This is a genomic window from Maricaulis sp., from assembly GCF_039978735.1.
In the GTDB taxonomy this organism is placed as follows: domain Bacteria; phylum Pseudomonadota; class Alphaproteobacteria; order Caulobacterales; family Maricaulaceae; genus Maricaulis.
The window spans coordinates 35438-58261 of record NZ_JBDWAS010000035.1 but is presented as its reverse complement, the minus strand read 5'-3'; the positions used below and the strand labels follow the sequence as shown (position 1 = coordinate 58261).

Annotated in this window: 22 protein-coding genes; 10 read left to right on the top strand and 12 right to left on the bottom strand. The window is 64.8% G+C overall.

Annotated features, from left to right (window positions below; genetic code table 11):
- Positions 1 to 30: 30 nt before the first annotated feature.
- The 7 genes from ABJO18_RS09330 to ABJO18_RS09300 all read right to left on the bottom strand — a co-directional run bounded on the left by ABJO18_RS09330 (position 31) and on the right by ABJO18_RS09300 (position 8112).
- Complete coding sequence (locus tag ABJO18_RS09330) at positions 31 to 681, bottom strand: hypothetical protein (protein WP_348509227.1); 651 nt, start codon at positions 679 to 681, stop codon at positions 31 to 33.
- Between the two features lie 14 nt (positions 682 to 695).
- Positions 696 to 1718 carry a flagellar motor switch protein FliG gene (fliG, locus tag ABJO18_RS09325; protein ID WP_348509226.1) on the bottom strand — a complete coding sequence of 341 codons (1023 nt, stop codon included), beginning with the start codon at positions 1716 to 1718 and terminating at the stop codon, positions 696 to 698.
- A gap of 8 nt (positions 1719 to 1726) precedes the next feature.
- Positions 1727 to 3343, bottom strand: coding sequence for a flagellar basal-body MS-ring/collar protein FliF (gene fliF, locus ABJO18_RS09320; protein WP_348509225.1), 1617 nt, complete (start codon positions 3341 to 3343; stop codon positions 1727 to 1729).
- A 216-nt stretch (positions 3344 to 3559) separates the two neighbouring features.
- Positions 3560 to 3829: a DUF1153 domain-containing protein gene (locus tag ABJO18_RS09315; protein ID WP_271185670.1), complete on the bottom strand. Its 270-nt coding sequence runs from the start codon at positions 3827 to 3829 to the stop codon at positions 3560 to 3562.
- Positions 3830 to 4031: 202 nt separating this feature from the next.
- Positions 4032 to 5423, bottom strand: a complete 1392-nt coding sequence (locus tag ABJO18_RS09310) for a flagellar hook protein FlgE (protein ID WP_348509224.1) — start codon at positions 5421 to 5423, stop codon at positions 4032 to 4034.
- Between the two features lie 96 nt (positions 5424 to 5519).
- The gene (locus ABJO18_RS09305) at positions 5520 to 6215 is read right to left on the bottom strand and encodes a flagellar hook capping FlgD N-terminal domain-containing protein (protein WP_348509223.1); all 696 of its coding nucleotides are present in this window, start codon (positions 6213 to 6215) and stop codon (positions 5520 to 5522) included.
- Positions 6216 to 6228: 13 nt separating this feature from the next.
- The gene (locus ABJO18_RS09300; RefSeq protein ID WP_348509222.1) at positions 6229 to 8112 is read right to left on the bottom strand and encodes a flagellar hook-length control protein FliK; all 1884 of its coding nucleotides are present in this window, start codon (positions 8110 to 8112) and stop codon (positions 6229 to 6231) included.
- Between the two features lie 504 nt (positions 8113 to 8616).
- On the opposite strand from ABJO18_RS09300, the gene flgK reads away from it, so the two are divergent.
- From flgK to ABJO18_RS09280, 4 genes are all read left to right on the top strand, one after another.
- The gene (gene flgK / locus ABJO18_RS09295) at positions 8617 to 10758 is read left to right on the top strand and encodes a flagellar hook-associated protein FlgK (RefSeq protein WP_348509221.1); all 2142 of its coding nucleotides are present in this window, start codon (positions 8617 to 8619) and stop codon (positions 10756 to 10758) included.
- Positions 10759 to 10772: 14 nt separating this feature from the next.
- Entirely contained in the window at positions 10773 to 11687 is a 915-nt protein-coding gene (locus ABJO18_RS09290) for a flagellin (protein ID WP_348509220.1), read from the top strand.
- A 57-nt stretch (positions 11688 to 11744) separates the two neighbouring features.
- Positions 11745 to 12962, top strand: coding sequence for a tRNA 2-thiouridine(34) synthase MnmA (gene mnmA, locus ABJO18_RS09285; RefSeq protein WP_348515853.1), 1218 nt, complete (start codon positions 11745 to 11747; stop codon positions 12960 to 12962).
- A gap of 318 nt (positions 12963 to 13280) precedes the next feature.
- On the top strand, positions 13281 to 13526 hold the full coding sequence (locus ABJO18_RS09280) for a type II toxin-antitoxin system ParD family antitoxin (protein WP_348509415.1): 246 nt from the start codon (positions 13281 to 13283) through the stop codon (positions 13524 to 13526).
- On the opposite strand, the gene ABJO18_RS09275 is transcribed toward ABJO18_RS09280, so the two are convergent.
- On the bottom strand, positions 13523 to 13864 hold the full coding sequence (locus tag ABJO18_RS09275) for a CPBP family glutamic-type intramembrane protease (RefSeq protein WP_348509416.1): 342 nt from the start codon (positions 13862 to 13864) through the stop codon (positions 13523 to 13525). The two genes, ABJO18_RS09280 and ABJO18_RS09275, sit on opposite strands and share 4 nt — an antisense overlap.
- Before the next feature lie 209 nt (positions 13865 to 14073).
- Here ABJO18_RS09275 and ABJO18_RS09270 point away from each other — a divergent pair, with 209 nt between their 5' ends.
- Positions 14074 to 15264, top strand: coding sequence for a thiolase family protein (locus tag ABJO18_RS09270; RefSeq protein ID WP_348509417.1), 1191 nt, complete (start codon positions 14074 to 14076; stop codon positions 15262 to 15264).
- 68 nt (positions 15265 to 15332) lie between these two features.
- On the opposite strand, the gene ABJO18_RS09265 is transcribed toward ABJO18_RS09270, so the two are convergent.
- Together ABJO18_RS09265 and ABJO18_RS09260 are read right to left on the bottom strand one after the other, a co-directional pair.
- Positions 15333 to 15704: a hypothetical protein gene (locus ABJO18_RS09265; protein WP_348509418.1), complete on the bottom strand. Its 372-nt coding sequence runs from the start codon at positions 15702 to 15704 to the stop codon at positions 15333 to 15335.
- Positions 15705 to 15719: 15 nt separating this feature from the next.
- Positions 15720 to 16091: a hypothetical protein gene (locus ABJO18_RS09260; protein ID WP_348509419.1), complete on the bottom strand. Its 372-nt coding sequence runs from the start codon at positions 16089 to 16091 to the stop codon at positions 15720 to 15722.
- A gap of 47 nt (positions 16092 to 16138) precedes the next feature.
- Here ABJO18_RS09260 and ABJO18_RS09255 point away from each other — a divergent pair, with 47 nt between their 5' ends.
- Positions 16139 to 16714: a TetR/AcrR family transcriptional regulator gene (locus tag ABJO18_RS09255; RefSeq protein WP_348509420.1), complete on the top strand. Its 576-nt coding sequence runs from the start codon at positions 16139 to 16141 to the stop codon at positions 16712 to 16714.
- Here the strand turns inward: ABJO18_RS09255 and ABJO18_RS09250 are convergent.
- Together ABJO18_RS09250 and ABJO18_RS09245 are read right to left on the bottom strand one after the other, a co-directional pair.
- Entirely contained in the window at positions 16675 to 16893 is a 219-nt protein-coding gene (locus ABJO18_RS09250) for a hypothetical protein (protein WP_348509421.1), read from the bottom strand. The two genes, ABJO18_RS09255 and ABJO18_RS09250, sit on opposite strands and share 40 nt — an antisense overlap.
- Positions 16894 to 17373 carry an Lrp/AsnC family transcriptional regulator gene (locus ABJO18_RS09245; RefSeq protein ID WP_271185685.1) on the bottom strand — a complete coding sequence of 160 codons (480 nt, stop codon included), beginning with the start codon at positions 17371 to 17373 and terminating at the stop codon, positions 16894 to 16896.
- Between the two features lie 188 nt (positions 17374 to 17561).
- Here ABJO18_RS09245 and ABJO18_RS09240 point away from each other — a divergent pair, with 188 nt between their 5' ends.
- From ABJO18_RS09240 to lpdA, 4 genes are read left to right on the top strand one after another with little or no spacing between them, the layout of a single operon-like run.
- Positions 17562 to 18791 carry a thiamine pyrophosphate-dependent enzyme gene (locus ABJO18_RS09240; protein WP_348509422.1) on the top strand — a complete coding sequence of 410 codons (1230 nt, stop codon included), beginning with the start codon at positions 17562 to 17564 and terminating at the stop codon, positions 18789 to 18791.
- A 3-nt stretch (positions 18792 to 18794) separates the two neighbouring features.
- A complete protein-coding gene (locus tag ABJO18_RS09235) occupies positions 18795 to 19808 on the top strand; it encodes an alpha-ketoacid dehydrogenase subunit beta (protein ID WP_348509423.1) in 1014 nt (337 codons plus the stop codon).
- 1 nt (position 19809) lies between these two features.
- Complete coding sequence (locus tag ABJO18_RS09230; RefSeq protein WP_348509424.1) at positions 19810 to 21066, top strand: dihydrolipoamide acetyltransferase family protein; 1257 nt, start codon at positions 19810 to 19812, stop codon at positions 21064 to 21066.
- A gap of 12 nt (positions 21067 to 21078) precedes the next feature.
- Positions 21079 to 22506 carry a dihydrolipoyl dehydrogenase gene (gene lpdA, locus ABJO18_RS09225; RefSeq protein ID WP_348509425.1) on the top strand — a complete coding sequence of 476 codons (1428 nt, stop codon included), beginning with the start codon at positions 21079 to 21081 and terminating at the stop codon, positions 22504 to 22506.
- Positions 22507 to 22824: the final 318 nt, after the last annotated feature.

Here is a 22824-nt window from a genome sequence, read left to right as displayed (position 1 = left end):
AATTGTTTTCGTCAGCCATTCTGGCCTCCTTCAAGCAGCAGACGCGCCGGCCGGTTGGCCGGAAACGCCGTCGGTGCTGTCATCTTCACTGGGGCCGGCCGCGAGCCAGCGGGCCACCACATCATTGAGCCGCGCTTCGATCTCTTCGGCGCTGCGCTGGACTGCACCTGCACCCCACTCCATGCGGACATCGGCGCCGCGCATGCCGGCGTCGCCGCGCACCGAGATCGCGCCTTCAAAACCCGCGTCGCGGGCGGTCGCTTCGAGGCGGTCCGACAGGTCCTCGACGAGTTCGGCCGCACAACGCACGGACAGGCGTGGCTCGGACCGCAGATCCTGGACAGTTTCGCGTGCCAGGCTGTCGATGGTCTCCAGCGGGTAGGCCGACAGGGCTTCGCCGGCGATCTTGCGGGCGGCAGCGACAGCCAGGCCGGCGGCTTCGTGGCGCAGGGCCTCCGATTCATGGGCCAGGCGAGACAGGATCAGCTGCATCTGGGAGGCAATCGCCTGCAGCGCGTCGGCGCAGCGGCCTTCCTCCATTTCGCGGCCTTCCTCGACGCCCCACATGCGGGCCGCGTCGACATCGTCCTGCGTGAAGAAGCGCTTGTAGCTTTCCCCTTCGCGCAGGATTTCACCATTGCGGTCGAACTCGGTATCGAAGTCGAATTTGACAGGATTCATCGTTCGTCCGCTCCCTAGTAGATCAGTTCATCGTCGGCGCCGCCATCGGCGAGCATGATCTCGCCCTTGGCCGCCAAGTCCTTGGCCACCGAGACGATGGCCTGTTGTGCCTGGTCCACGTCTTTCAGGCGCACCGGACCCATCGCCCCCATGTCTTCGCGCATGATCTTCGCGGCGCGTTCGGACATGTTGGAGAAGAACAGGTCGCGCAGGCTGTCGGAGGCGCCTTTCAGCGCCAGGCCCATCTGGTCCTTGTCGATGCCGCGCATCAGCGTCTGGATACCGCCCGGGTCCAGCTTGGACAGGTCTTCGAAGACGAACATCAGCGAGCGGATCTTCTCTGCGCTCTCGCGATTGCGCTCTTCGAGGGCGGCGAGGAAACGGTTTTCCGTCTGACGATCGAAATTGTTGAAGATCGACGCCATCATCTCGTGGCTGTCATGCTTGGAAGTGCGCGCCAGGTTGGACATGAATTCGGTGCGCAGCGTTTCCTCGATCCGGTCGAGAATCTCGCGCTGTACCGGCTCCATGCGCAGCATCCGGGTCACCACTTCCAGAGCGAAGTCTTCCGGCAGGGCGGCCAGAACGCGCGAGGCGTGCTCGGACTTCACCTTGGACAGCACGACGGCGACGGTCTGCGGGTATTCGTTCTTCAGGTAGTTCGCCAGAACCACCTCGTTCACATTGCCCAGCTTGTCCCACATGGTCCGGCCGGCCGGACCACGCAGCTCCTCCATGATCGCCTCGACCTTTTCGCCGGGCAGGAAGGAGGTCAGCAGCCGCTGGGTCGCCTCGAACGAGCCCATCAGCGAGCCGGTGGAGGACATCTGGCCGACGAAATCGACAATCAGCTTTTCCACGGCGCTCGACGTGACGGTGCCCAGATTGGACATCGCTTGGGAAACCTCGCGGATTTCCTCTTCGTCGAGGTGCTGCCAGATCGACTCGCCCTCGTCGCCGAGCGCCAGAAGCATCACGGCAGCCTTTTCCGGGCCGGTGAGTCTGGCGGGGTCTTCTATGGCGCGCTTCTCAGACATGGCCGTGCTCACCCTTCATGCAGCCAGGAGCGGAGGATCGCGATCGATTCCTCAGGATGGGACTCAACGATGTTGGCAACTTTCTTCAGCGAGGATGCTTTCACCTGGCCGTCGATCTTCTCAATATCGATCGAGTCGCCGCTATTGCTCGCAGGCAGAGCGGCCGGGCGCGCGCCCTGGGCTGGCAGGGCCATCGGGGCCGGTCCGGTGTCAGCGCCGGCTGCAGCCAGGGCCAGGCCTTGCGGCATCGCGACGCCGCTGGCGCCTTTGACCAGGGGGCGCGCGACCAGGAAGATGATCAGCAGGGCTGTCACGAACAGGACGATGATTTCCGCGACACGCATGATGTCGGCTTTCGACAGGGACAGCGGGCTGCTTGCGGGCGTGCCCAGCAGCGGGTCGGCCCGGGCGAATTCGATCTGGCGAACCGTCAGGGCATCGCCCCGATCATCGCTGAAACCCATGGCCGAGCGAACAAGGGCTTCGATCTGCTCGATCTGGGCCTGCGGGCGTTCGCGCCACACCGTGGTGCCATCTTCCTGCACTTCAACGATACCGTCGACGGCAACGGCGACAGACAGGCGTTCGATGGCACCGGCTTCGACAACTTCGGTCCGCGTGGTGCTGGACAGGGCGTAGTTGACGGTTTCGCTGGACGTCTCGCGATTGGCGACATTGCTGGCGCCTTCGCTCTCGCCATTGGCGCCGTCGGGCAGGTTTTCTGAGGCCGAGACGCGGTTGCCGGATCCTTCGCGATCGCTGGAGACGTCTTCGGAACGCTCACGCGACAGCAGGACAGAACCTTCCGGATCGTACGTCTCGGAGCTCTGCGTTACGCTCTGACGGTTCAGGTCGGCCGTCACCTGGACGCGTGCCGCGCCGGAGCCGACCACACCTTCGACGATGTCCAGGATGTTGCGGCGCAGTTCGGCTTCAACTTCTCCGCGGCGTTCGTCCATGAAGACCGCACCGGCATTTTCTCCGTCGACCGTGCCGGCCAGCTGGCGTCCGCGATCGTCGGCCAGGGCAACCCGCCCGGGCTCGAGGCCGGCGCCAGAGGCGACGATATTGCGAATCACGCGGATCTGTTCGGCGTTCAGACGCTGACCGGTGGAGACCGTAACGGCGGCCGTCGGCTCTTGCTGGTCGCGGGCAAACAGGCGGCGCTCGGGCAGGTTCAGGTGCACCCGCGCGCTGTCGACAAAGGCCATGGACTGGATCGTGCGTGCCAGCTCGCCTTCCAGGGCGCGCTTGGCGTTCAGGTTCTGGACAAAGCTGGTCTGGCCGAAATTGTCCTGGCGATCGAAAATCTCGTAGCCGACCGAAGCGCCGGACAGGGGGCCGGAGGACGCGACCCGCACGCGGGCCTCATCAACCTGAGCCGTGTCGACATAGATGGCGGTGCCACCTTCGCGAATCTCATAGGCGATGTTGGCCTGGTCGAGCAGCTGGCTAGTGGATGCCGCTTCCGCCGGGTCGAGCCCCGAATACAGGAGCGACTGGCTGCCACCGCCGACAGCGCCGGAAAAATAGACGAGCGCAGCGGCCACACCTACGGCGAGACCGAAGATGGCGGTCAGGCGCCCGGCGCCAAAAGCCTTGAACTGGTCGAGTAGAGCGTTCACGGAGAATCCTGCCTTGCGTCCCTGCTTCATCAGCGAAGCACTGGGCAGAATTTTCCTACCGGTCTCGTAAACGAGGGTTTAATGACGCTTAATAGGAAATGCACTCCGCCCGTCGAGACCAGGCAGAGCACACAAACACGATGTGCGATTGACATGTTGAACGGCGACCCGGGGGGAAGGGCCGCCGTTCGGAAACGCTAGTTAAAGGGGGGACAACTAGCGATACTGTTGCAGGCGCGTGGTTCGCAGCCCGGCCAGTCCGTGCTTGTCGATTGAGCGCTGCCAGCCCAGGAACTCCTCGACTGTCAGAGAATAGCGTGCACATGCGTCCTCGAGCGAAAGCAAGCCGCCTCTCACTGCCGCGACGACTTCAGCCTTGCGACGAACGACCCAACGCTGGGTGCTCGGCTTGGGCAGGTCCGCCAGGGTGAGAGGGCTACCATCCGGTCCAATGACATAATTTTCTTTTTTAAGGCGCGGCTGCATGTCCGACCCCCGTTGTTCTTGTTTGTAGGGTCACCCTACACAGCGTCCTTTAACATCCACCTAAACCGCTGGGTAAATTTGTGTTTAAGGCACTCGATAGAATTTGTGTCGAATTGGGAGCCCGCGGCATGCCCCGCAGGCGGCAAGAAAAAGGGGGCACCAGAGGCGCCCCCTTCCGCTCATTCAGGGATCAGTGCCACCCTTAGCGCTTCATACGGATCGCTTCATCGAGCATCTCGTCAGCCGTGGTGATGATCTTCGACGAGGCGGAGTAGGCGCGCTGTGTCGTGATCAGGCTGGTGAACTCGGTCGCCAGATCGACATTCGAGCTTTCCAGCGTCGAGGAGGCGATTTTGCCGGCTGTTCCCAGACCCGGACGCGTGAGGGTGTAGGCGCCGGATTCGGGAGTGACGGTAAATGTGCCGCCGGACTGTGCTTCCAGTCCATCCGGGTTCGTGAAGGTCGCGACCGGAATCTGGTAGATCTTGCGCACGATACCGTTTGTGAACTTGGCGAAGACGAAGCCGTCCTCATCCACATCGACACTGGCGAAATTGCCGAATGCCGAGCCGTTCACATTGGTCGAGCCCAGGTTGGACGGGCTGTCATACTGGGTGAAGCCGCCGGCCGAGTTCGCGCCGCCAAAATCCAGGGTGATGGACTGGGCATCGATACCGGTCGATGCCGCCCACTGGAACTGGTTGGCACCGAGGGCCGCGACGTTGCTCGATGCCAGGAAGTCGAGCGAGGTCGGCAGTGTGGTGTTGGCGACGTCAAGACGGCCGTTCTCGTCAAAGGCAACTGTGCCCGTCAGCAATTGACCATCGACCAGGCCGGCGCCTGTGGTCACATCGCTGGCAGGCGACATGTGCACCTCGGCATGCCATTCATTCGTGGTCGAGCTTTTCAGCATCGAGATGGTCAGGGTGCGGACGCCGCCGACGCTGTCATAGAAGGGAATGGAGCGCTGGAAGTCCGGCGTGACATTGCCCGATGCCATATTGTTGGCCGTGATCGTCGGGTCGTAGGTCGCTTCGTCGGCTGAAACGGCCTGGCGCTGGTAGAGGTTGGCGTTGAAGGACATCGCCGTGGAAGCTTCAGCCGCGCCGCCGATGGACGACAGGTTGATCGTTTCCAGATTGTTCAGGTCGGACGGGTTGGCGGCAACCGTACCGTCGGACGCAACCGGCCAGCCGGCAAGGTACATGCCGGCATCATTCTTCAGATAGCCGTTCTCGTCCGGCAGGAAGCGGCCGGAACGGGTGAAGGCGACCGGATCGTTCGAGTTGGCGGTCGGATTCTCGCGCACGACGAAGAAGCCGCGGCCAGCGATCGCGAGATCGGTGCTGGTGGTGCCGGGCTGCAGCAGGCCGCCCTCGGAGATCGCGAGGCGAGCGACCGAGTTCACGCCGGCTGCCGTGTAGCGCGAGCTGGAGGCATTGCCACCACCGTCATAAAGCGGCGTGAACACGGAGTTGGCGCGCTTGTAGCCGATCGTGTTGACGTTGGAGATGTTGTCCGAAATCGCGGCGAGCGCGCTCGAATTGGCAATCAGGCCGGAAGCGCCGGCCAAAAGCGCGGAATTGATGCTCATAGTGCATGCTCCATGCGTTCTTGGGTCTTGTTTGGAGCTTTCTGCTGCGTTGGTTGGGGCTGCCTTCTGGCGGCCCGTCAGGCCGGCGGGCCTGCTCTATTCAGTCGGTTCCAGATAGGGGTTGTCCTCGATATCTCCCGACCCGGCTTGGCGAACGGCCAGGATGGAGGAAAGCGGGACACTGATATTGCCCATCTGGACAATCACTTCACTGCCGGACATGTCGATGCCCGTCACCCGGCCCGATGCGCGGATTTCGGCGGTGATGCTTTCGCCATCGGCATTCGTGGCAATTACGTCCAGCGTGTACACACCCTCTTCCAGGTCGGCGCCGCTTTCGCCCTTGCCATCCCATTCGAATTCGTGGGTACCGGCAGTCACCTCGCCGGTCGAACGGGCAACGATACGTTCGCCCTGCTTGACGACCAGCGTTACGGACTCCGCGTCGTCGGGCAGGATGTACTCCCAGTTGGCGCTGCCGTTTTCCATGTAGGCCATCGGTGTGTCGGCCATTGCAACCCTGCCGATATAGCCGACCGAGTTCGCCTGTGCGGCGGCGGATTGCAGGATAAGCAGGCTCTCCAGATTCTGGTTCTGGGCGATCTGCTGTTCCACACTCGAGAAATCGACCAGCTGGTTCACGAACTGGGTTGAGTCCAGCGGATTCAGCGGGTCCTGGTTCTTCATCTGCTCAGTAAGCAGGGTTAGGAACATCTCGAAGTTGTCGGCGAGGCCGGTGCGTGAATTGACAAGCGACGGACTTGCCTGGGTCGCACTCGTGACTTCGGTCATTCTCGTGTCTCCCTTAGACCCGCATGTCCACGCCGCTCCGGCGTGACAGCAGGAAACCGTATTTCGATTGCTGGACGATCGGCGCGGTGGCCTCGTCGGTCAGTCCGCTCCCGCCGCCTTCGGCAAAGATCGGCATGGTGGTCGCCGAGGAGTCGCGCTGCGAACCCGGTGTGTCGCCGCCCTCGTCACGCATCTGGAATGTCAGCCCGTCCTCGGCCAGCTCCAGGCCAGCTTCGTTGAGGCTGCGCTCCAGATCCCGGGCGGCGCGTTGCAGTTCCGCAAGCGTTTCAGGACGTTCCGCAGAAAGAACGGCGTGGACACGATTGTCCGCCCGCAGTTCCAGCCGCACATCCACCTTCCCGAGTTCGGCCGGGTCGAGACGGATATCGAAGACCCGCTGGCCATTATTGAACTGGCGCGTGATCTGTCCGGCCAGGTGCTGGGCCGTGTGCGGTGCAAAGCGCGGCAGATTGGCGCCGGCACGATCAGCGGATGCGCGGACATCCCCGGTCCGGCTCAACTGGATTTCGGCATCGGACTGTGCGGCGTCGGCGTCGATCTCGAGCGGCTGGACCGGGGTCTGGTCGGCGGTTCCGGCAGGCTGTGCAAGAGCCTGCATCAGCGGCGACATAACAGGTGCGTTCGTGTCGCGTTGCTGCACGGTAGAGGCGACATTACTGCCCTCTACTGTGCCATTTGACTGAACGGATCCCTGTCCTGCCGGCGTGGTCGAAACGCGCTGGCCGGCCGGCGCTGCGGACTTGCCGCTCGACGACTTGGCGGATGCTGAATTGCCGCCGGTTTCGAGGATCGCCGGCCGGTGCGATGTTTCGCGCAGCGGAGCCGGTGCCTGTCCGGTTTGCGGCGTCGCATTGGCCGTTGCGGATGCGGCCGTGCCGGACCCGGCCGTCGCGGCCTGAGTCTGAGCATTGGCTGTCGCGCCCTGGGCGTTGGCTGGGCCTGATGACGTCGCTGCATTTTCTGACGCAGCCGGTGACGTGACGCCCGGCTGGGCGAACGTGGCGGTTTGGACCGGCTTGCCTGGTGTGGAGCCGGGTGTATCCGGTGTGGACGGCATCGGTGAAGCCGTGCTGCCGGTCTTGCCGGCAGCGCCCGTGTCTGCAGTCTTGGCGGTGGAGGCCTGCTTGGCAGACCCGGGTACAAGGTCGGGCGCTCCGGCGCCGGCCCGCGATCCCGATGCGCTGTTCGATGCAGGATCTGCAGCGGCTGGGATGGATGCCTGGCCGGTATTCTGCGCCGGAGCTGTGGCCGCGGGCTCTGCAGCTGCGCCGCTCTGTGCGTTCGCGGATGCGGATGCGGATGCGGGCGCGGCGCGGGTGGCGGCGGCTGCCTCGCTGTCCGGCGCTTGCGCGGTACCGTCTGCTGTTGATGCGGGCACAGCCGCGTTGCCAGACGATGCTGCTGCGGGCGCTGACCCGGCCGTTCCCGTCGAAGCTGTTTGTGCGGTCTGTGCTGCCGGCTGAGCGGCAGCTTGCTGCACGGCCGGTTGGGATGTGGCTGGCTTGCCGGTTTCGGCGGACTTGCCCTGGACCGGTTTCTGGCCGGTGGCGGCCGCGTCCGCAACATCTTCAGCAGCGCCGGTGGCAGGTGCCGGAGCGGGCTGACCCGAGGCGGGTGCATTGCCGGTATTGGCTGCGTCGGAGGCAAGCGGGCGCTCGCCCGTCATGGCCTGACCTGCCGGTTTGCGGACCGGGGTCTCTTCCGTACTGCGTGCAGTCTCGACCATGTCGGAGAAAGCGCTCTCGCGGGGGGCGTCAGCATCATCATGGCGGCGGGCTGCATCGCCGGACGGGCGGCCGGTCGCGCCGGGGCGGTCGGCGGCGGCCGCCGTGTCGGCGCTCCGCGGGAGGTTGGCAGTTGGAAAACCCGATTGCATGTCCGGTCCATCTTGTTCTTGCAGCGCTATCCGCGCCTGGCTTGCCGATCCGGTCGCAAGGGGCGTGCCAATTCAGGTTTGCAATAAGTAGCTGAAAATACGAATTAATTTCCCGGTAATCGGTTGCCGGTACCGCTTCTGCCCGGCCAAACTTACCCGGTGGTGGGCCGAAGCTGCCGGTCTCCGCCTCGCGCTCCGGCGCAGCCTCGCGCGCGGGCGCGTTCCTGTTCACCCGACACAGTTTCCGGTCACCCGACAGGCCCCGGTCAGGCGATCTGAAAACTGGCCCGCCCCTTGCGACGTCAGGGACAGGCCGATCCGTCTCGCGGATGGACGCCGAATGGATCGAATGCGCAAAGGTCGAAATATCGCAATGGGTTACGAGATGGCAGCTTGGCTTGAACACGGTGTGCGCCGCCCCCGGCGACCCGGCAAGGCTTGCCGTGCCGGCGGCAGAATTGACCGCCCGGCCCGTCTGATCGGCCTGCGCGCAGGGAGCGGAACATGTCGCTGAACGGAATTCTCGGAAACGCGCTGTCGGGCCTTTCGGCCAGCCAGGCCGGCCTGCGCGCCACCTCCAACAATGTCGCCAACGTCAACACGCCGGGCTATGCCCGCACGGAAGCGCTGCTGCAGGCTCGCAATGTCGGCGGCGTGGCGATGGGCGTGGAAGTCGTCGGCATCCACCGGATCGTCGACCGCCACCTCCAGACCGCATCCCTGCGGGCGATCAGCGATGCCGGCGCGGCCGAGCTGAGCGCCAAGATGCTGGACCGGGTGCAGGCGCAGTTCGGCAAGCTGGACGATGCCGGCTCGCTGTTCTCGCGCATGAATGCGGCTTTCTCCGGCCTGTCGCAGGCCAGTGTGGACCCCACCCTGGCCGTGGCCCGTCTCTCGGCGGCCTCCGACCTGCAATCCTTCTTCGACGAGGCCAAGCGCCTGTCCGGCGAGATCCGGAATTACCGGCTGGAGTCGGACTCGAAGATCAATGCCAATGTCACGCGGGTCAACGAGATCATCAACGAGCTCTACGAGCTCAACTCCAGTGTCCAGAGTCTTGCCACCACGGGCGGCGATACATCCGGCGCGGAGAACCGCCAGTCAGAACTGCTCGACGAGCTGTCGCAATACATGGACGTGCGCTCGGACTACCAGCCTGACGGCCGGGTCGTGGTGCGCACCGGCGATGGCGTGCTGCTGCTCGACAATTACCCGGCCAAGCTGAGCTATGATGCCGGCGGCACGGGTGCCTATGGCATCGACTACGGCAATATTTTCGTCCAGCCGCCCAATGGCGGCACGGCGCAGCAGCTGGACAGCCATATCACCAGCGGCGAGCTGCGCGCCCTCATCGACATGCGGGACAAGGAATTGCCCGCCATGGCCGAAGAGCTGGCGGAGTTGACCTCGGGTGCGGCCGACGCGCTGAACGCGGCGCACAACAATGCCACCGCCTATCCGCCGCCGCAGACGCTGAGCGGGCGGAATACCGGCCTGGAAGGCACGGATCTGCACAATTTCACCGGCGCAACTACGCTCGCCGTGACGGATAATACCGGCACGCTGGTTCGGCGCGTCGATATCGACTTCGACGCCGGCACGCTGTCGGTCGATGGCGGCCCGGCCGCTGCGATCGGTGCGACGGTGGCCAGCCTCACCACGGCGATCGATACGGCGCTGGGCGGTGTCGGGTCGGCCAGTTTTGCCAATGGCCAGCTGACGATCGCCGCGGATGCTGCGGCCAACGGCATCGCCACCCTGCAGGATGACGCCAATCCCAGTGACCGGGGCGGCCGCGGCTTTGCGCACTTCTTCGGTCTCAACGATGTCGTGCGGTCGAACGAGCCCGGCTTTTTCGAAACCGGCATGACCGGCGCCGAACTGCACGGGTTTGCCGGCGGCTCCACGATCAGTTTTGAAGTGAAGACGGCAGCGGGCGACCGGGTTACGACGGTCGATATCCCGATGGTTGCCGGCCAGAGCTTCAACGATGTCATCACGGCGCTGAACAACACCACGACGGGTGTCGGCCGCTATGTCACCTTCAGTCTGGACGCCAATGGCGAACTGACCTCGACGCCGAATGCCGGCTACGAGGCCTTCGACGTCAACCTGACCGGCGACAACACATCGCGGCCGGGATCGGGGCTCGCCTTCTCGGAAATCTTCGGCGTCGGACTGGAAGCCCGTGCGGGGCGTTCGGAAAGCTTCGAGGTCGATCCGGCGATCCGGTCGAACGCCTCGCGGCTGGCCCTGGCCCAGCTGGACATTGATGGCGCGACGGTTGTCGGCGATGTCGTCGTGACGGCTGGCGACAATCGCGGCGGTATCGCGCTGCAGGGCGCGCTGACCAATCCCCGCGGCTTCGATGCGGCCGGTTCGCTGAACCGCACGACGGTGAGCCTGCAGGACTACGCCTCCCGCATGGCCGGCGCAGTCGGCTCGCGCGCCTCGCGTGCCGAGAGTGTCGCCGGATCGGCGGCCGTGCTGCGTGAGACCGCGGCCCAGAAACGCACCGATGTGGAAGGGGTCAATCTCGACGAGGAACTCGCCGCGATGACGCGCTTCCAGACATCCTATAACGCATCGGCCCGCATGCTGCAGGCCGCCAAGGAAATGACCGATATTCTCCTGAATATCGTCTAGGAGGTTTTGAACCCATGACGCGGATTTCCACCTATGCCGCCAACCAGTCGGCGCTGATGGACCTGATGAAGGCCCAGAAGCAGATGTTCGAGGCGCAGCAGCAGCTGACGACCGGCAAGCTGGTGCATGATCTCAAGGGCGTCGGCTATCAGGCCGAGATGCTGTCGGCCGCCCGCGCCGCGGAAACCCAGGCCAAGAGCTATGAGGAAGCCGCGACGCGCACCGAGACGCGCCTGGCTGCCCAGGACACGGCGCTGGAGCATATCGCCGACGCCGCCAACAGCCTGCGCCTTGCGATCACCACCAAGGAAGGCGACTACATCATGCAGCAGACGCGTGAGGCCTTCTACGAGGTCACCAACGCGCTCAACACGCAGCATGCCGGCACCTATCTGTTCAGCGGTACGCGCGCCGATGTGCCGTCGGTCGGGATCTCGGATCTGTCCGAACTTGTGCCCATGGGCAATGCCGACGAGGCCTTCCAGAACAATGACCGCAAGCCGCAGGTCCAGCTCGACCAGAATTACTCGATCGAGGTGGGCATGCTGGCCAGCGATGTCGGCGGCGATGTGATGGCGTCCTTCAAGCGGATCGCCGATTTCGACGCCGGCCCGAACGGTCCCTTCGCCAGCCCGCTCTCCGCGGCGCAGGAAGCCTTCCTGCAGACCGAGATCCAGAATGTCGTGTCTGCACTCGACAATCTGCACGCCCGCGTCGGCGAGAACGGCACGCGGCAGGCGCATGTGGAGAACCTGAAGACCAATCATGTCGAGCGCCAGGACTTCATCACCCTGATGATTTCCGACATCGAGGACGCCGACATGGCCGAGGCCGCGACCCGTTTCCAGCAGGCCCAGACGGCCGTGCAGGTCTCGGCGGCGACCTTCTCCTCGCTGAACCAGGTTTCGCTGCTGAACTATCTGCGGTAGACAGCGCGTCATCGATAACCGTTTGCTCCGGGCCTTGACCCCGTTGGAGGCGCAAGAATGACCACGCTGGTTTCCGGCGACGCCCTGGCGCGCGCCGATGCACTGCTTTCTGAATTCAACCTGTCCGGCGATCCGCTGGGGCTGGGCGGCAACCCGGCGGACCATCGCGTCGTGGTGGCCATGTCCGGTGGCGTCGACAGTTCCGTCACCGCGGCCGCGCTGCACCGCGCCGGCTATGACGTCGTCGGCGTGACGCTGCAGCTCTACGATCATGGCGCCGCGATCCAGAAGAAGGGCGCGTGCTGTGCCGGTCAGGACATCTACGACGCCAAGCGCGTTGCCGAGGCCTGCGGCTTTCCCCACTATGTGCTCGACTATGAAAGCCGCTTCCGCGAGGCGGTGATCGAGGCGTTCGCCGACACCTATCTGGCCGGCTACACGCCCATTCCCTGCGTGCGCTGCAACCAGACGGTCAAGTTTGCCGATCTCCTGGACACGGCGCGCCAACTGGGCGCGGCCTGCATGGCGACCGGGCATTACATCCAGCGCGTGGCCGGCCCGAACGGACCGGAGCTGCGCCGTGCTGCCGATGCCGGCAAGGACCAGTCCTATTTCCTGTTCGCGACCACGCACGAGCAGCTGGACTTCCTGCGCTTCCCGCTGGGTCATCTGAACAAGGACCAGACGCGCCAGCTGGCCGAGGCTTTCGGCCTCATCGTTGCCGACAAGCCGGACAGCCAGGACATCTGCTTTGTGCCCCAGGGCCGCTATGTCGACATTGTCGAGAAGGTCCGTCCCGGCGCTTCGCGTCCGGGCGAGATCGTGCATGTCGACGGCCGGGTTCTGGGCACGCATGACGGGGTGATCCGCTATACGGTCGGCCAGCGCCGCGGGCTGAATATCGCCCTGGGCGACCCGCTCTATGTCGTGCGCCTCGACGCTGAAACGGCGCAGGTGATTGTCGGCCCGCGCGAGGCGCTGGAAGTCGACACGATCGGCCTGAAGGAGATCAACTGGCTGGGCGATGACGCCCTGTCGGACGGTGCGCCCGTGCGCGTGAAGGTGCGCTCGACGCGGCCGCCCGTGCCGGCCGCCCTGGCGGTCGATGGCGATAGCGTCAGCGTCGTCCTCGCCAAGGGCGAGGAGGGCGTTGCGCCGGGCCAGGCCTGCGTCTTCTATTCCAGCGATGACGAAGACCGCGTGTTGGGCGGCGGCTGGATTGCGTCGACGAGCGGGCGGGGGAATGCCGGGACGGGCGTGCGGCTGATCGGGTAGGGCAGGGACGTGTGTCTGTGGCGCGCGTTCCCGGGCGAGATTCCTTTCTTGCCCCCACGCACCGTCATCCCCCGGCCAGCCTGCGCGAAGCGCAGGCGGGTGGTCCGGGGGACCTCAGCTACCCAGGTGGAAAACAGGCTGCGGCGGCGCGCAAGATTTGCCGACAGGTCAGCTGAGGTCGCCCGGATCCCTGCTGCGCAGGGACCTTGGGATGACGGCGTATGTATGGCCGACGAAAATACTCTCCGTTGAAGCGGAACAAAAGGGGAGCATTCCCCGCTGAAGCGTGCTAGAATTACAACCTCAAGGAGGCGTCCCATGTCCATTTCGCTCGACAAGCGCTGGCAGATCTTCGTGAAGGAGCAGGTTGAACAGGGCCGTTACAAGACGGAGGCCGAAGTGGTGGAAGACGGGTTGCGCCTCATCGCTGAACGCGAGGCGAAGCTGGCGGAGCTTAGGCAATCGCTGGAAGAGGCTTTGGCCGATCCCCGGCGTTATACGCTGGGAGAGGTGAAGGCGCACCTGAGGCAAACGGCCCAGCGGCTTGGATCGGCCAAGGCCTAGCCCGGAACCGTCAGCCCCTTCCACGCCACCACGGTCAGCCAGTGGATCATGACGGCGGGCCACACGGATCCGCTGCGCCGCCAGACGAGCGTACACACCAGTCCCAGCAGCGCCACGATCGCCAGGAAGCCGGGCTCCAGAAAGACCGGCTGGGCCATCGGCAGGCCGAGCCAGACCTGTATGGGGTGCCAGAGTACGAAAGCGGCGATGGCAATTCCGGCTCTCAGCCAGCCGGTCCGGCCGCCGAGCAGGACCCGGAAAAACATCTCTTCGGCGAGTGACGGAACGAGGATTGCGATCACGGCGACGGCGATGAATGGCGCCCATTCATCGGTCAAGGAAAACTTGAACAGTGATTCATGTTGCCCCAAATAGGCAGCGATGAGCGCGAAAACGCCAAACAGCAGAAGGGATTGTCCCCATTCGGACAATCGCGGCCAGGTCCGGACCGCGGATGTTGCATCTGCGAAAATGCTTGACGCTGTGCCGCATCTTTCGATCATGCGCGCCAGACTAGAGACGAAACCAACCCCTGAGGAGACACGAAATGAGTGCTAGCGACGATCCCATTGTCATCGTCGGCATGGCCCGCACCCCGATGGGCGGCCTGCTGGGTGAGCTGGCGCCGCTTTCGGCCAACGAACTCGGTGCGATTGCCGTCAAGGCGGCGATGGAAGAGGCCGGTCTCGCCGGCGACGATGTCGACCAGATCCTGATGGGCAATGTGCTGATGGCCGGCCAGGGCCAGGCGCCGGGCCGCCAGGCCGCGATCAAGGCCGGCCTGCCCAAATCCGTCGAGGCGACCACGCTGAACAAGATGTGCGGTTCGGGCATGCAGGCGGCGATCATGGGCCGCGCGGCGATTGCCTCGGGCGATGCCGAGATCATCATCGCCGGCGGCATGGAATCGATGACCAACGCGCCGCACATGCTGCCCACGCATCGCGCAGGCTTCAAATACGGCCATGACACGATCAAGGATCACATGGCCCAGGACGGTCTCGAGGACGCCTACGAGAAGAAGCCGATGGGTGTCTATGCCGACATGATCGCGGAAGAACACCAGTTCACCCGCGAGCAGCAGGATGCCTACGCCCTGGAAACCCTGGCCCGTGCCCAGCGCGCAACCAAGGAAGGCGATTTCAAGCGCGAGATCACGCCGGTGACGATCCAGACCCGCAAGGGCGATGTGACGGTCGATACCGACGAGCTGCCGCGCAAGGCGATGCCGGAGAAAATCCCGTCCCTGCGTCCGGCCTTCTCCAAGGACGGTACGGTGACGGCGGCCAATGCGTCGGCAATCTCCGACGGTGCGGCAGCCCTGGTGATGATGCGCCAGTCCGAAGCCGAGCGCCGCGGTATCAAGCCGATCGCCCGCATCGTCGCCACGGCAGCGCACGCCCACGAGCCGGCCTATTTCACTACCGCGCCGGTGCCTGCCATGCGCAAGGTCGTCGAGCGGGCCGGCTGGCAGATCGAGGATGTCGATCTGTGGGAGATCAACGAGGCTTTCGCCGTCGTGCCGATGATCGCGATGAAGGAGCTGGGCATTTCCCACGACATCATCAACGTCAATGGCGGCGCCTGCGCCTTGGGGCACCCGATCGGCGCCTCCGGTGCCCGCATCCTGGTGACGCTGCTGGCGGCCCTGGAAAAGGCCGGCAAGACCAAGGGCGTTGCCTCGCTGTGCATCGGTGGCGGTGAAGCGACCGCCGTGGCCGTCGAGCGGATGGCGTAAGCGTTTCGCCAGACTTGAATGAAGAAGGGCGCGGCCGGCCGGCTGCGCCCTTTCTCTTTGGATCCGGGTCAGCCTTGGAGGGCGGCGAAGCCCGACAGGCCGGCGATCGGCAGGAAGGCCAGCCAGGCCGGGTGCCGCCCGCGTCCGAGGACCAGGGCGGCTATCCCGCTGACAGCAAATACCGCCGCGATAATGCCCAGAACGCCCGTTCGCCCGGCGCCGTTTTGCCCGTCCATCACAATAAGGATACCGGCCAGTCCGAACCAGGCGAGGGTGGTGATATGCCAGGCGGTGCGGATCAGCGCCCGTGTGAAGTTCGTACTGCCGCGCAGGCGGGGCAGGGTGTCCAGTGCCAGGAGGGGGCGGATGAGGCGCTGCTCGCCGGCGAAGGAATGATAGAGACCGATCAGCACGGTCAGGGCGGCGGCGATCAGAAGCATTGTTTGTGTCTCCCGCTAGAGTGCCAGGCCGGCCGCGCCAAGCGCGGCGGTGGCGGCGAACAGGCTGGTCGAGGGCAGTTTGAGCGGCGCGATACCGCCCTTCATGGCGACGGCCGCGCTGAGTACGCTCAGCGCGGCGCACAGCGGCGTCAGGAAAAGCGCGATCGGCCGGTAGCCGGCATCCCAGGCGGCGAGGGCGTAGCCGGCGGCCATGAAGGCGAGCAGGATGGTGGTGATGTGCCAGCAATAATAATTCAGCCATTTCGAGGCCGGTGGCAGGGCGTTGCTGGCAAGCAGCGGCCGCGCGACTTCCCGGCCGCCCGCGAATGTGTGAACCAGAGTGGTGAGCAGGGCCATCGCGGCCGCTAGCCAGAGCAGGAGGGGCATGATAGTGACTCGTATTGGAAAGTTTGTTCTAGAAATAATGTTCTAATATGGGCCGGCGGTCAACATTCTCCGACAATGATGTATTTGCGGCCGTTGGCCGCATGCTGGTGCGTGACGGTGAGGTGCGCATGCAGAGCGTGGTGGCGGAGACCGGCGTATCGGTCGGCTCGCTCTACCATCGCTTCGGTTCGCGTGAGGGGCTGCTGGCACGGGCCTGGCTGGACACGCTGGCCGCATTCCATGCCCGCTTTCTTGCAGCCCTCGATCAGCCCGGCGACGTGCCGGGGCTGGCAGCGGCGCTGGAGACGCCGCGCTTCTGCCGCGCCGAGCCCGACAAGGCGCTGATCCTCGTGTGCTGCCGTCGCAGCGAGCTGATCTCGGACGATACGCCGGAAGCGCTGCAGGCCGAGCTCGCCACGGCCAATGACCGGGTGATGGCAGCGATCGACGCTTTCTGCCGGCGCACAGGCCTGCCCCTGGAAATCGCACGGCTCGGCCTGATCGGCTTTCCGCTGGGTGCCGTGAAGCTCTACATGCCGGGTGCGCCTGTTCCCGAAGCGCTGGACGAGGAAATCGAGCGGGCCTACCGCGCCGTCGTCCTGCCGCGGCTGGTCTCTTCCTGAGGCGGGGTGAAGTCGCAGGCCGACGCGGCGCGGTCCCAGCGTCCGCCCGCATCGAGACAGGCATCGATCTCCAGATTGCCGGAAAAATCGAACCGCAGAACGACCACGACGACGACCGCGACGAGGATCGCGGCGCCCCACAGGAGCGGCCCCGTCATGCTGCGCTGGCGAAGGGCCACCTAGTCCTCGATATGGTTGAGGGGCAGGCCGCGGCCTTCCTTCACATTGCGGATCTGCACGGAGGTGCGGAAATCGCCGACCACGTCGAGCGGGATCATCTTCTCGTACATGAAGTCGTTATAGCTATCGATGTCCGGCGTCACGACCTTGAGCAGGTAGTCATAGGGGCCGGTCATGGTGGCCGCCTCGGTGACTTCCTTGAACGACTGGATGGCGCTTTCGAACTTTTCGTAATTCGCCTTGCGGGCCGGCTGGATCTTCACTTCCAGATAGGCGGTGAACATCAGGCCGATGGCGCGGCGGTCCAGCTGGACCGAGCGGCGCTTGATGATGCCCTCGGTCTCCAGCCGCCGGATCCGGCGCCAGCAGGGCGAGGGTGTCAGGCCGACGATTTCGGCGATATCGGCGACCGAGCGGCCGGCATCTTCCTGCAGGGCTTCCAGAATGCGGACATCAATCGTGTCGAGAGTGGCGGTCATTATTTCCTCAAACCATGGATTTCTGCGAAATTAATCCAATATATTGCACTTGCGAACCCCGAAATGGCGCCGCATTCCAACGGTAGACAAGACCTGTCCATCCGCGTTAGACGCCGTCTCGCGCTCGCGAGCCAGTATATCGCGGCGATTGCCGGGGCCCAGACGCCCCATCAGTTCAGCGAGAGCCCATGGCACAAGACGAACCCCGCTTCCATGTTCCGGCGCCTCATGTCCGGCCCGGCGACACGCCCGACTTCTCCCATCTCGACCTGCAGGCTGCCGGTGAGGCGCCGCGTCCCGACCCGTCCGTTGCGGGCATGGAGACGCGCGACCTGGCGCTCGGCCTGATCGGTGTGCTCGATCACAACCACCAGGCCGTCGGCGACTGGGATCCCAAGCTGCAGCCGGACGTGCTGCGCGAGGGCCTGCGCCACATGATGCTCACCCGCGCCTATGACGACCGCATGCTGAAGCTGCAGCGCCAAGGCAAGATGAGCTTCTACATGAAGTCGACGGGCGAGGAGGCGGTTGCCGTCGCCGGCGCGATGGCGCTGGACAAGGGCGATATGGTGTTTCCGTCCTACCGCCAGCAAGGCATCCTGTTTGCGCGCGGCCGCGACATCGTCGACATGATGTGCCACTGCATCTCCAACAGCCGTGACAATCTGAAGGGCCGGCAACTGCCGGTGCACTACACCTGGGCCGAGGGCAATTTCTTTTCGATCTCCGGCAATCTGGCGACGCAATTCCCGCAGGCCGTGGGTTATGCGATGGCGTGCCAGTACAAGGGTGACAAGCAGATCGCCGCGAGCTGGATCGGCGAGGGTTCGACCGCCGAGGGCGATTTCCACGGCGCGCTGGTGCTGGCCTCGACCTACAAGGCGCCGGTGATCCTCAATGTCGTCAACAATCAGTGGGCCATCTCGACCTTCCAGGGCATCGCCGCCGGTCAGTCGCCCAGCTTTGCGCTGAAGGGCCTCGGCTACGGCCTCGCCTCGCTGCGGGTCGACGGCAATGACTTCCTCGCCGTCTATGCCGCCACGCAATGGGCCGCCGAGCGCGCCCGTGCCGGTCATGGCGCCACGGTGATCGAGACCTTTACCTATCGCGCCGATGCGCACTCCACCTCGGACGATCCGTCCGGCTACCGCCCCAAGGGCGAGAACGAGATCTGGCCGCTGGGCGATCCGATCGCGCGCCTGAAGAACCATCTCATCGGTCTGGGCGAGTGGGACGAGGAGCGCCACACCGCGCTGGAGAAGGAACAGAACGAGCTGGTGATCGCCTCCTACAAGGAAGCGGAAAGCTACGGCACGCTGCATGACGGCCCGCTGTCGCCGGTCAATTCCATCTTCGAGGATGTTTACGCCGAACAGGACTGGCGCCTGCGCCGCCAGCGCCAGGATCTGGGAGTCTAGGACATGGCCAAGATGAACATGATCCAGGCCCTCAACTCGGCCCTGGACGTGATGATGGAACGCGATGGCGACGTCGTCAGCTTCGGCGAGGATGCCGGCTATTTCGGCGGCGTGTTCCGCGTCACGGCGAACCTGCAGAAGAAATACGGTCTCGACCGATCCTTCGATGCACCGATCAACGAGGCGGCCATTGTCGCCATGGCGATCGGCATGGCGGCGCGGGGTCTCAAGCCTGTCGCGGAAATCCAGTTTGCCGACTATATCTTCCCCGGCCTCGACCAGATCGTGTCGGAACTGTCGCGCCTGCGTTATCGCACGGCGGGCACTTTCACCGCGCCGGTCGTGATCCGCACGCCCTGCGGCGGCGGTATCCGCGGCGGCCAGACCCACTCGATGAGCCCGGAAGCCTTCTTCACCCATATCCCGGGTGTGCAGGTGATGATGCCGTCCAACCCGTATGACGCGAAGGGCATGCTGATCTCGGCCATCGAAAGCCCGGACCCGGTGATCTTCTTCGAGCCCAAGCGTCTCTATAACGGCCCGTTTGACGGGCATTCCGGCGGTGCGCTGTCGTCCTGGGGCAAGCATCCCAAGGGCGAGGTGCCCGAAGGCCATTACACCGTGCCGATCGGCAAGGCGGATGTGGTGCGCGAAGGCAATGCCGTGACCATCGTCACCTATGGCACGCTCGTCCTCGTCGCCCAGGCGGCGGCGGAGAAGGCCGGCGTCGATGCGGAGATCATCGATCTGCGCACCCTGGTCCCCTACGACATCGAGACGATCGCCCGTTCGGTCAACAAGACCGGCCGCTGCATCGTTGCCCAGGAAGCGCCGCGCACATCCGGCTTTGCGGCCGAACTGGCGGCGCAGATCCAGGAAGAGTGCTTCTATGCCCTCGAGGCGCCGATCCAGCGCGTTGCCGGCTGGGACACACCTTACCCGCATGCGCATGAATGGTCCTACTTCCCGGGCCCGGAGCGTTTCATCAATGCGATGAACGCCGTTCTGGAGGCTTAAGATGAGCGAATACCGCTACAAGATGCCCGATGTCGGCGAAGGGATCGTCGAGGCCGAGATCGTCGAATGGCACGTCAAGGAAGGTGACACCGTCACCGAGGACCAGCACGTGCTGGACGTGATGACCGACAAGGCGACGGTGGAAATCCCCTGCGCCGTGAACGGCACCGTCACCAAGCTGGTCGGCGCACCGGGCGATGTCATCGCCGTCGGTACCGAGATCATGTTCATCGCCACCGAAGGCGCGGCGCCGGCCGAGGACGACGCGAAAGAGCCGGAACCGGAAGCACCGGCCCGGCCCGAGCCGAAAAAGCCCGTCGAGCCGGAACAGGCCGCTGCGGCGCCCTCCGTGGCTGCCCGCATGACCGGCGAGCGCCCGCTGGCCAGCCCGGCCGTGCGCAAGCGCGCCCTGGACAAGGATATCGATCTCGGCCTGGTGCCGGGCACGGGTCCGGCCGGGCGCATCACGCATGAGGATCTGGACGATTTCATCAAGTCCGGCGGACGCCTCGCGTCCAAGTCCGGCGGGGGTGGCACGGCGATCCGTGCGCCGCAGACCGGTGTCACCGAGGAGAAGGTGATCGGCCTGCGCCGGCGCATCTCCGACAACATGTCGCGCGCCCAGCGCACCATCCCCGACATCGCCTATGTCGAGGAGCTCGATGTCACCGCGCTGGAAGAACTGCGGGCGCATCTCAACAATACGCGCCGCGAAGACCAGCCCAAGCTGACCTTCATCCCCTTCCTCGTGATGGCGCTGACGCGGGCCCTGCCGCACACGCCCCAGGCCAATGCCCATTTCGATGGCGAGGCCATGGTGCTGACCAAGTATGACGCCATCCATTGCGGTATCGCCGCGGCGACGCCGAACGGTCTGATGGTGCCGGTGATCAAGCACGCCGAGAGCCTGGACATCTGGCAGATCGCGAGCGAACTCGGCCGTCTCGGCCAGGCCGCCAAGGACGGCAAAGCGACCAAGGACGAGCTGAGCGGTTCGACCATCACCATCACCTCGCTGGGGGCGATCGGCGGTCTGGTCACCACGCCGATCCTCAATGCGCCGGAAACCGCCATCATCGGCGTCAACAAGATGCAGACCCTGCCGCGCTATGACGCCGACGGCCAGGTCGTGCCGCGTAAGGTGATGAACCTGTCATCCTGTTTCGACCACCGCATCGTCGACGGCTATGACGCCGCCATGCTGATCCAGCGGGTCAAAGGGTTCCTGGAGAACCCGGCCACCCTGTTTATGGGCTAGGGAGCGCACGCCATGCAACAACGCACTTGCAAGGTCCTCGTCGTCGGTGGTGGCCCGGGCGGCTATCCGGCCGCGATCCGCGCCGGCCAGCTGGGCCTCGACACGATCATTGTCGACAAGCACGGCCTGGGCGGGACTTGCCTCAATCGCGGCTGCATCCCCTCCAAGGCGATGATCCATGCGGCGACCGAATTCGAACACATGTCCGAGGCCGCCAAGGGCGACCGTTTCGGCATCTCGCTCTCAGAGGCGCCCAAGCTGGACATGGGCAAGCTGGTGGGCTGGAAAGACGGTATCGTCTCCAAGCTGACCGGCGGCGTGGCGCAGCTGATCAAGGCCGCCGGTGCCGAGCACATCGCCGGCTGGGCCGAATTCTCCAACGCCAAGACCTGCATCGTCACGCAGGAAGATGGCGAGAAGGTCGAGATCACGGCCGAGAATGTGATCCTGGCCACCGGTTCGGTGGAAGTGGAACTGCCCTTCATGCCGTTCGGCAAGTCGGTGATCGGTTCGACCCAGGCGCTGGATCTGACCGAACGTCCGGAAAAGCTGGTCGTCGTCGGTGCGGGCTATATCGGCCTGGAACTGGGCATCGCCTATCGCAAGCTGGGCACCGAGGTGACCTTCATCGAGGCGCTGGACCGCATTCTGCCGCTCTATGACAAGGAAATCACCCGCCCGATCACGATGTGGCTGAAGAAGCACAAGGTGGATGTCCACCTGTCGTGCAAGGCCAAGGGCGTGACCGAGACAAAGGGCGGCAAGGCCGTTCTGGAATATGAGGACGCCAAGGGCGAGACCCAGTCGATCGAGGCCGACAAGATCCTCGTCGCCGTCGGCCGCAAGGCGTGCCTCGACGGCTGGGGCCTGGAAAACATGGGCCTCGACATGGATGGCAAGTTCATCAAGGTCGATGCCCAGTGCCGCACCGGCATGCGCGGCGTCTATGCCATCGGCGATGTCGTCGGCGAGCCGTTGCTGGCGCACAAGGCGACGGCCCAGGGCGAGATGGTCGCCGAGATCATCGCCGGTCAGCGCCGGGTGCACGATCCCGTCGCCATCGCCGCGGTGTGCTTCACCGAGCCGGAAGTCGTCGGTGTCGGTCTGACGCCGGACGAGGCCAAGGCGAAGGGCGAAGAGGTGATCACGGGCAAATTCCCGCTGGCCGCCTCGGGCCGCTATCTCTCCATGGATGCCGGCACGGATGGCGGCTTCGTCCGCGTCACCGCGCGCAAGGACGATCATGTCATCCTGGGCATCCACGCCGTGGGCACGCATGTCTCCGAGCTGTCGGGCGAATTCGCGCTGGCGGTCGAGATGGGCGCGCGCCTGGAAGACATTGCCGGCACGATCCACGTCCACCCGACCCTCACCGAAGGCTTCGCCGAAGCCGCCCTGACCGCGCTGGGGCATCCGATCCATATTTCCGCGCCGAAATAGGGGCGGGGGTTTCTCAGTTTCTCACCACTTCCCCCGGCCCCCGTGCCGGGGCCTGGTGGAGCTTGCGCCTGAAACGCCGCCAGACCCCGGAATAAATCCGGGGAAAGCGGGAGTGCGTTGTCTTCCTCTCCCATTTTTCCCGGACACCCGCTTTCGCGGGCGCAGGCTTCAGCTTGCGCAGGCAGGCCGCAGATCCGGGACCGACCGTGGGTCATTTCAAGCGATGAGTTTCCGGCAGGTCCCGGCACTCCGCCCGGCACAGGACCGGGCGTCCGACCGGGAAAAATGCGGAGCGTTTTGACTCCTAGGAGCGGCCGC

Excerpts from the sequence above, each read along its gene's own strand:
- mnmA (WP_348515853.1), top strand. The coding sequence starts at position 11,745 with ATGACCACGCTGGTTTCCGGCGACGCCCTGGCGCGCGCCGATGCACTG.
- ABJO18_RS09240 (WP_348509422.1), top strand. The coding sequence starts at position 17,562 with ATGGCACAAGACGAACCCCGCTTCCATGTTCCGGCGCCTCATGTCCGG.
- ABJO18_RS09315 (WP_271185670.1), bottom strand. The coding sequence starts at position 3,829 with ATGCAGCCGCGCCTTAAAAAAGAAAATTATGTCATTGGACCGGATGGT.
- ABJO18_RS09305 (WP_348509223.1), bottom strand. The coding sequence starts at position 6,215 with ATGACCGAAGTCACGAGTGCGACCCAGGCAAGTCCGTCGCTTGTCAAT.
- ABJO18_RS09270 (WP_348509417.1), top strand. The coding sequence starts at position 14,074 with ATGAGTGCTAGCGACGATCCCATTGTCATCGTCGGCATGGCCCGCACC.
- fliG (WP_348509226.1), bottom strand. The coding sequence starts at position 1,718 with ATGTCTGAGAAGCGCGCCATAGAAGACCCCGCCAGACTCACCGGCCCG.
- ABJO18_RS09300 (WP_348509222.1), bottom strand. The coding sequence starts at position 8,112 with ATGCAATCGGGTTTTCCAACTGCCAACCTCCCGCGGAGCGCCGACACG.
- ABJO18_RS09330 (WP_348509227.1), bottom strand. The coding sequence starts at position 681 with ATGAATCCTGTCAAATTCGACTTCGATACCGAGTTCGACCGCAATGGT.
- ABJO18_RS09280 (WP_348509415.1), top strand. The coding sequence starts at position 13,281 with ATGTCCATTTCGCTCGACAAGCGCTGGCAGATCTTCGTGAAGGAGCAG.
- flgK (WP_348509221.1), top strand. The coding sequence starts at position 8,617 with ATGTCGCTGAACGGAATTCTCGGAAACGCGCTGTCGGGCCTTTCGGCC.
- lpdA (WP_348509425.1), top strand. The coding sequence starts at position 21,079 with ATGCAACAACGCACTTGCAAGGTCCTCGTCGTCGGTGGTGGCCCGGGC.
- ABJO18_RS09230 (WP_348509424.1), top strand. The coding sequence starts at position 19,810 with ATGAGCGAATACCGCTACAAGATGCCCGATGTCGGCGAAGGGATCGTC.
- ABJO18_RS09290 (WP_348509220.1), top strand. The coding sequence starts at position 10,773 with ATGACGCGGATTTCCACCTATGCCGCCAACCAGTCGGCGCTGATGGAC.
- ABJO18_RS09245 (WP_271185685.1), bottom strand. The coding sequence starts at position 17,373 with ATGACCGCCACTCTCGACACGATTGATGTCCGCATTCTGGAAGCCCTG.
- ABJO18_RS09235 (WP_348509423.1), top strand. The coding sequence starts at position 18,795 with ATGGCCAAGATGAACATGATCCAGGCCCTCAACTCGGCCCTGGACGTG.
- ABJO18_RS09255 (WP_348509420.1), top strand. The coding sequence starts at position 16,139 with ATGGGCCGGCGGTCAACATTCTCCGACAATGATGTATTTGCGGCCGTT.
- ABJO18_RS09310 (WP_348509224.1), bottom strand. The coding sequence starts at position 5,423 with ATGAGCATCAATTCCGCGCTTTTGGCCGGCGCTTCCGGCCTGATTGCC.
- ABJO18_RS09260 (WP_348509419.1), bottom strand. The coding sequence starts at position 16,091 with ATGCCCCTCCTGCTCTGGCTAGCGGCCGCGATGGCCCTGCTCACCACT.
- ABJO18_RS09265 (WP_348509418.1), bottom strand. The coding sequence starts at position 15,704 with ATGCTTCTGATCGCCGCCGCCCTGACCGTGCTGATCGGTCTCTATCAT.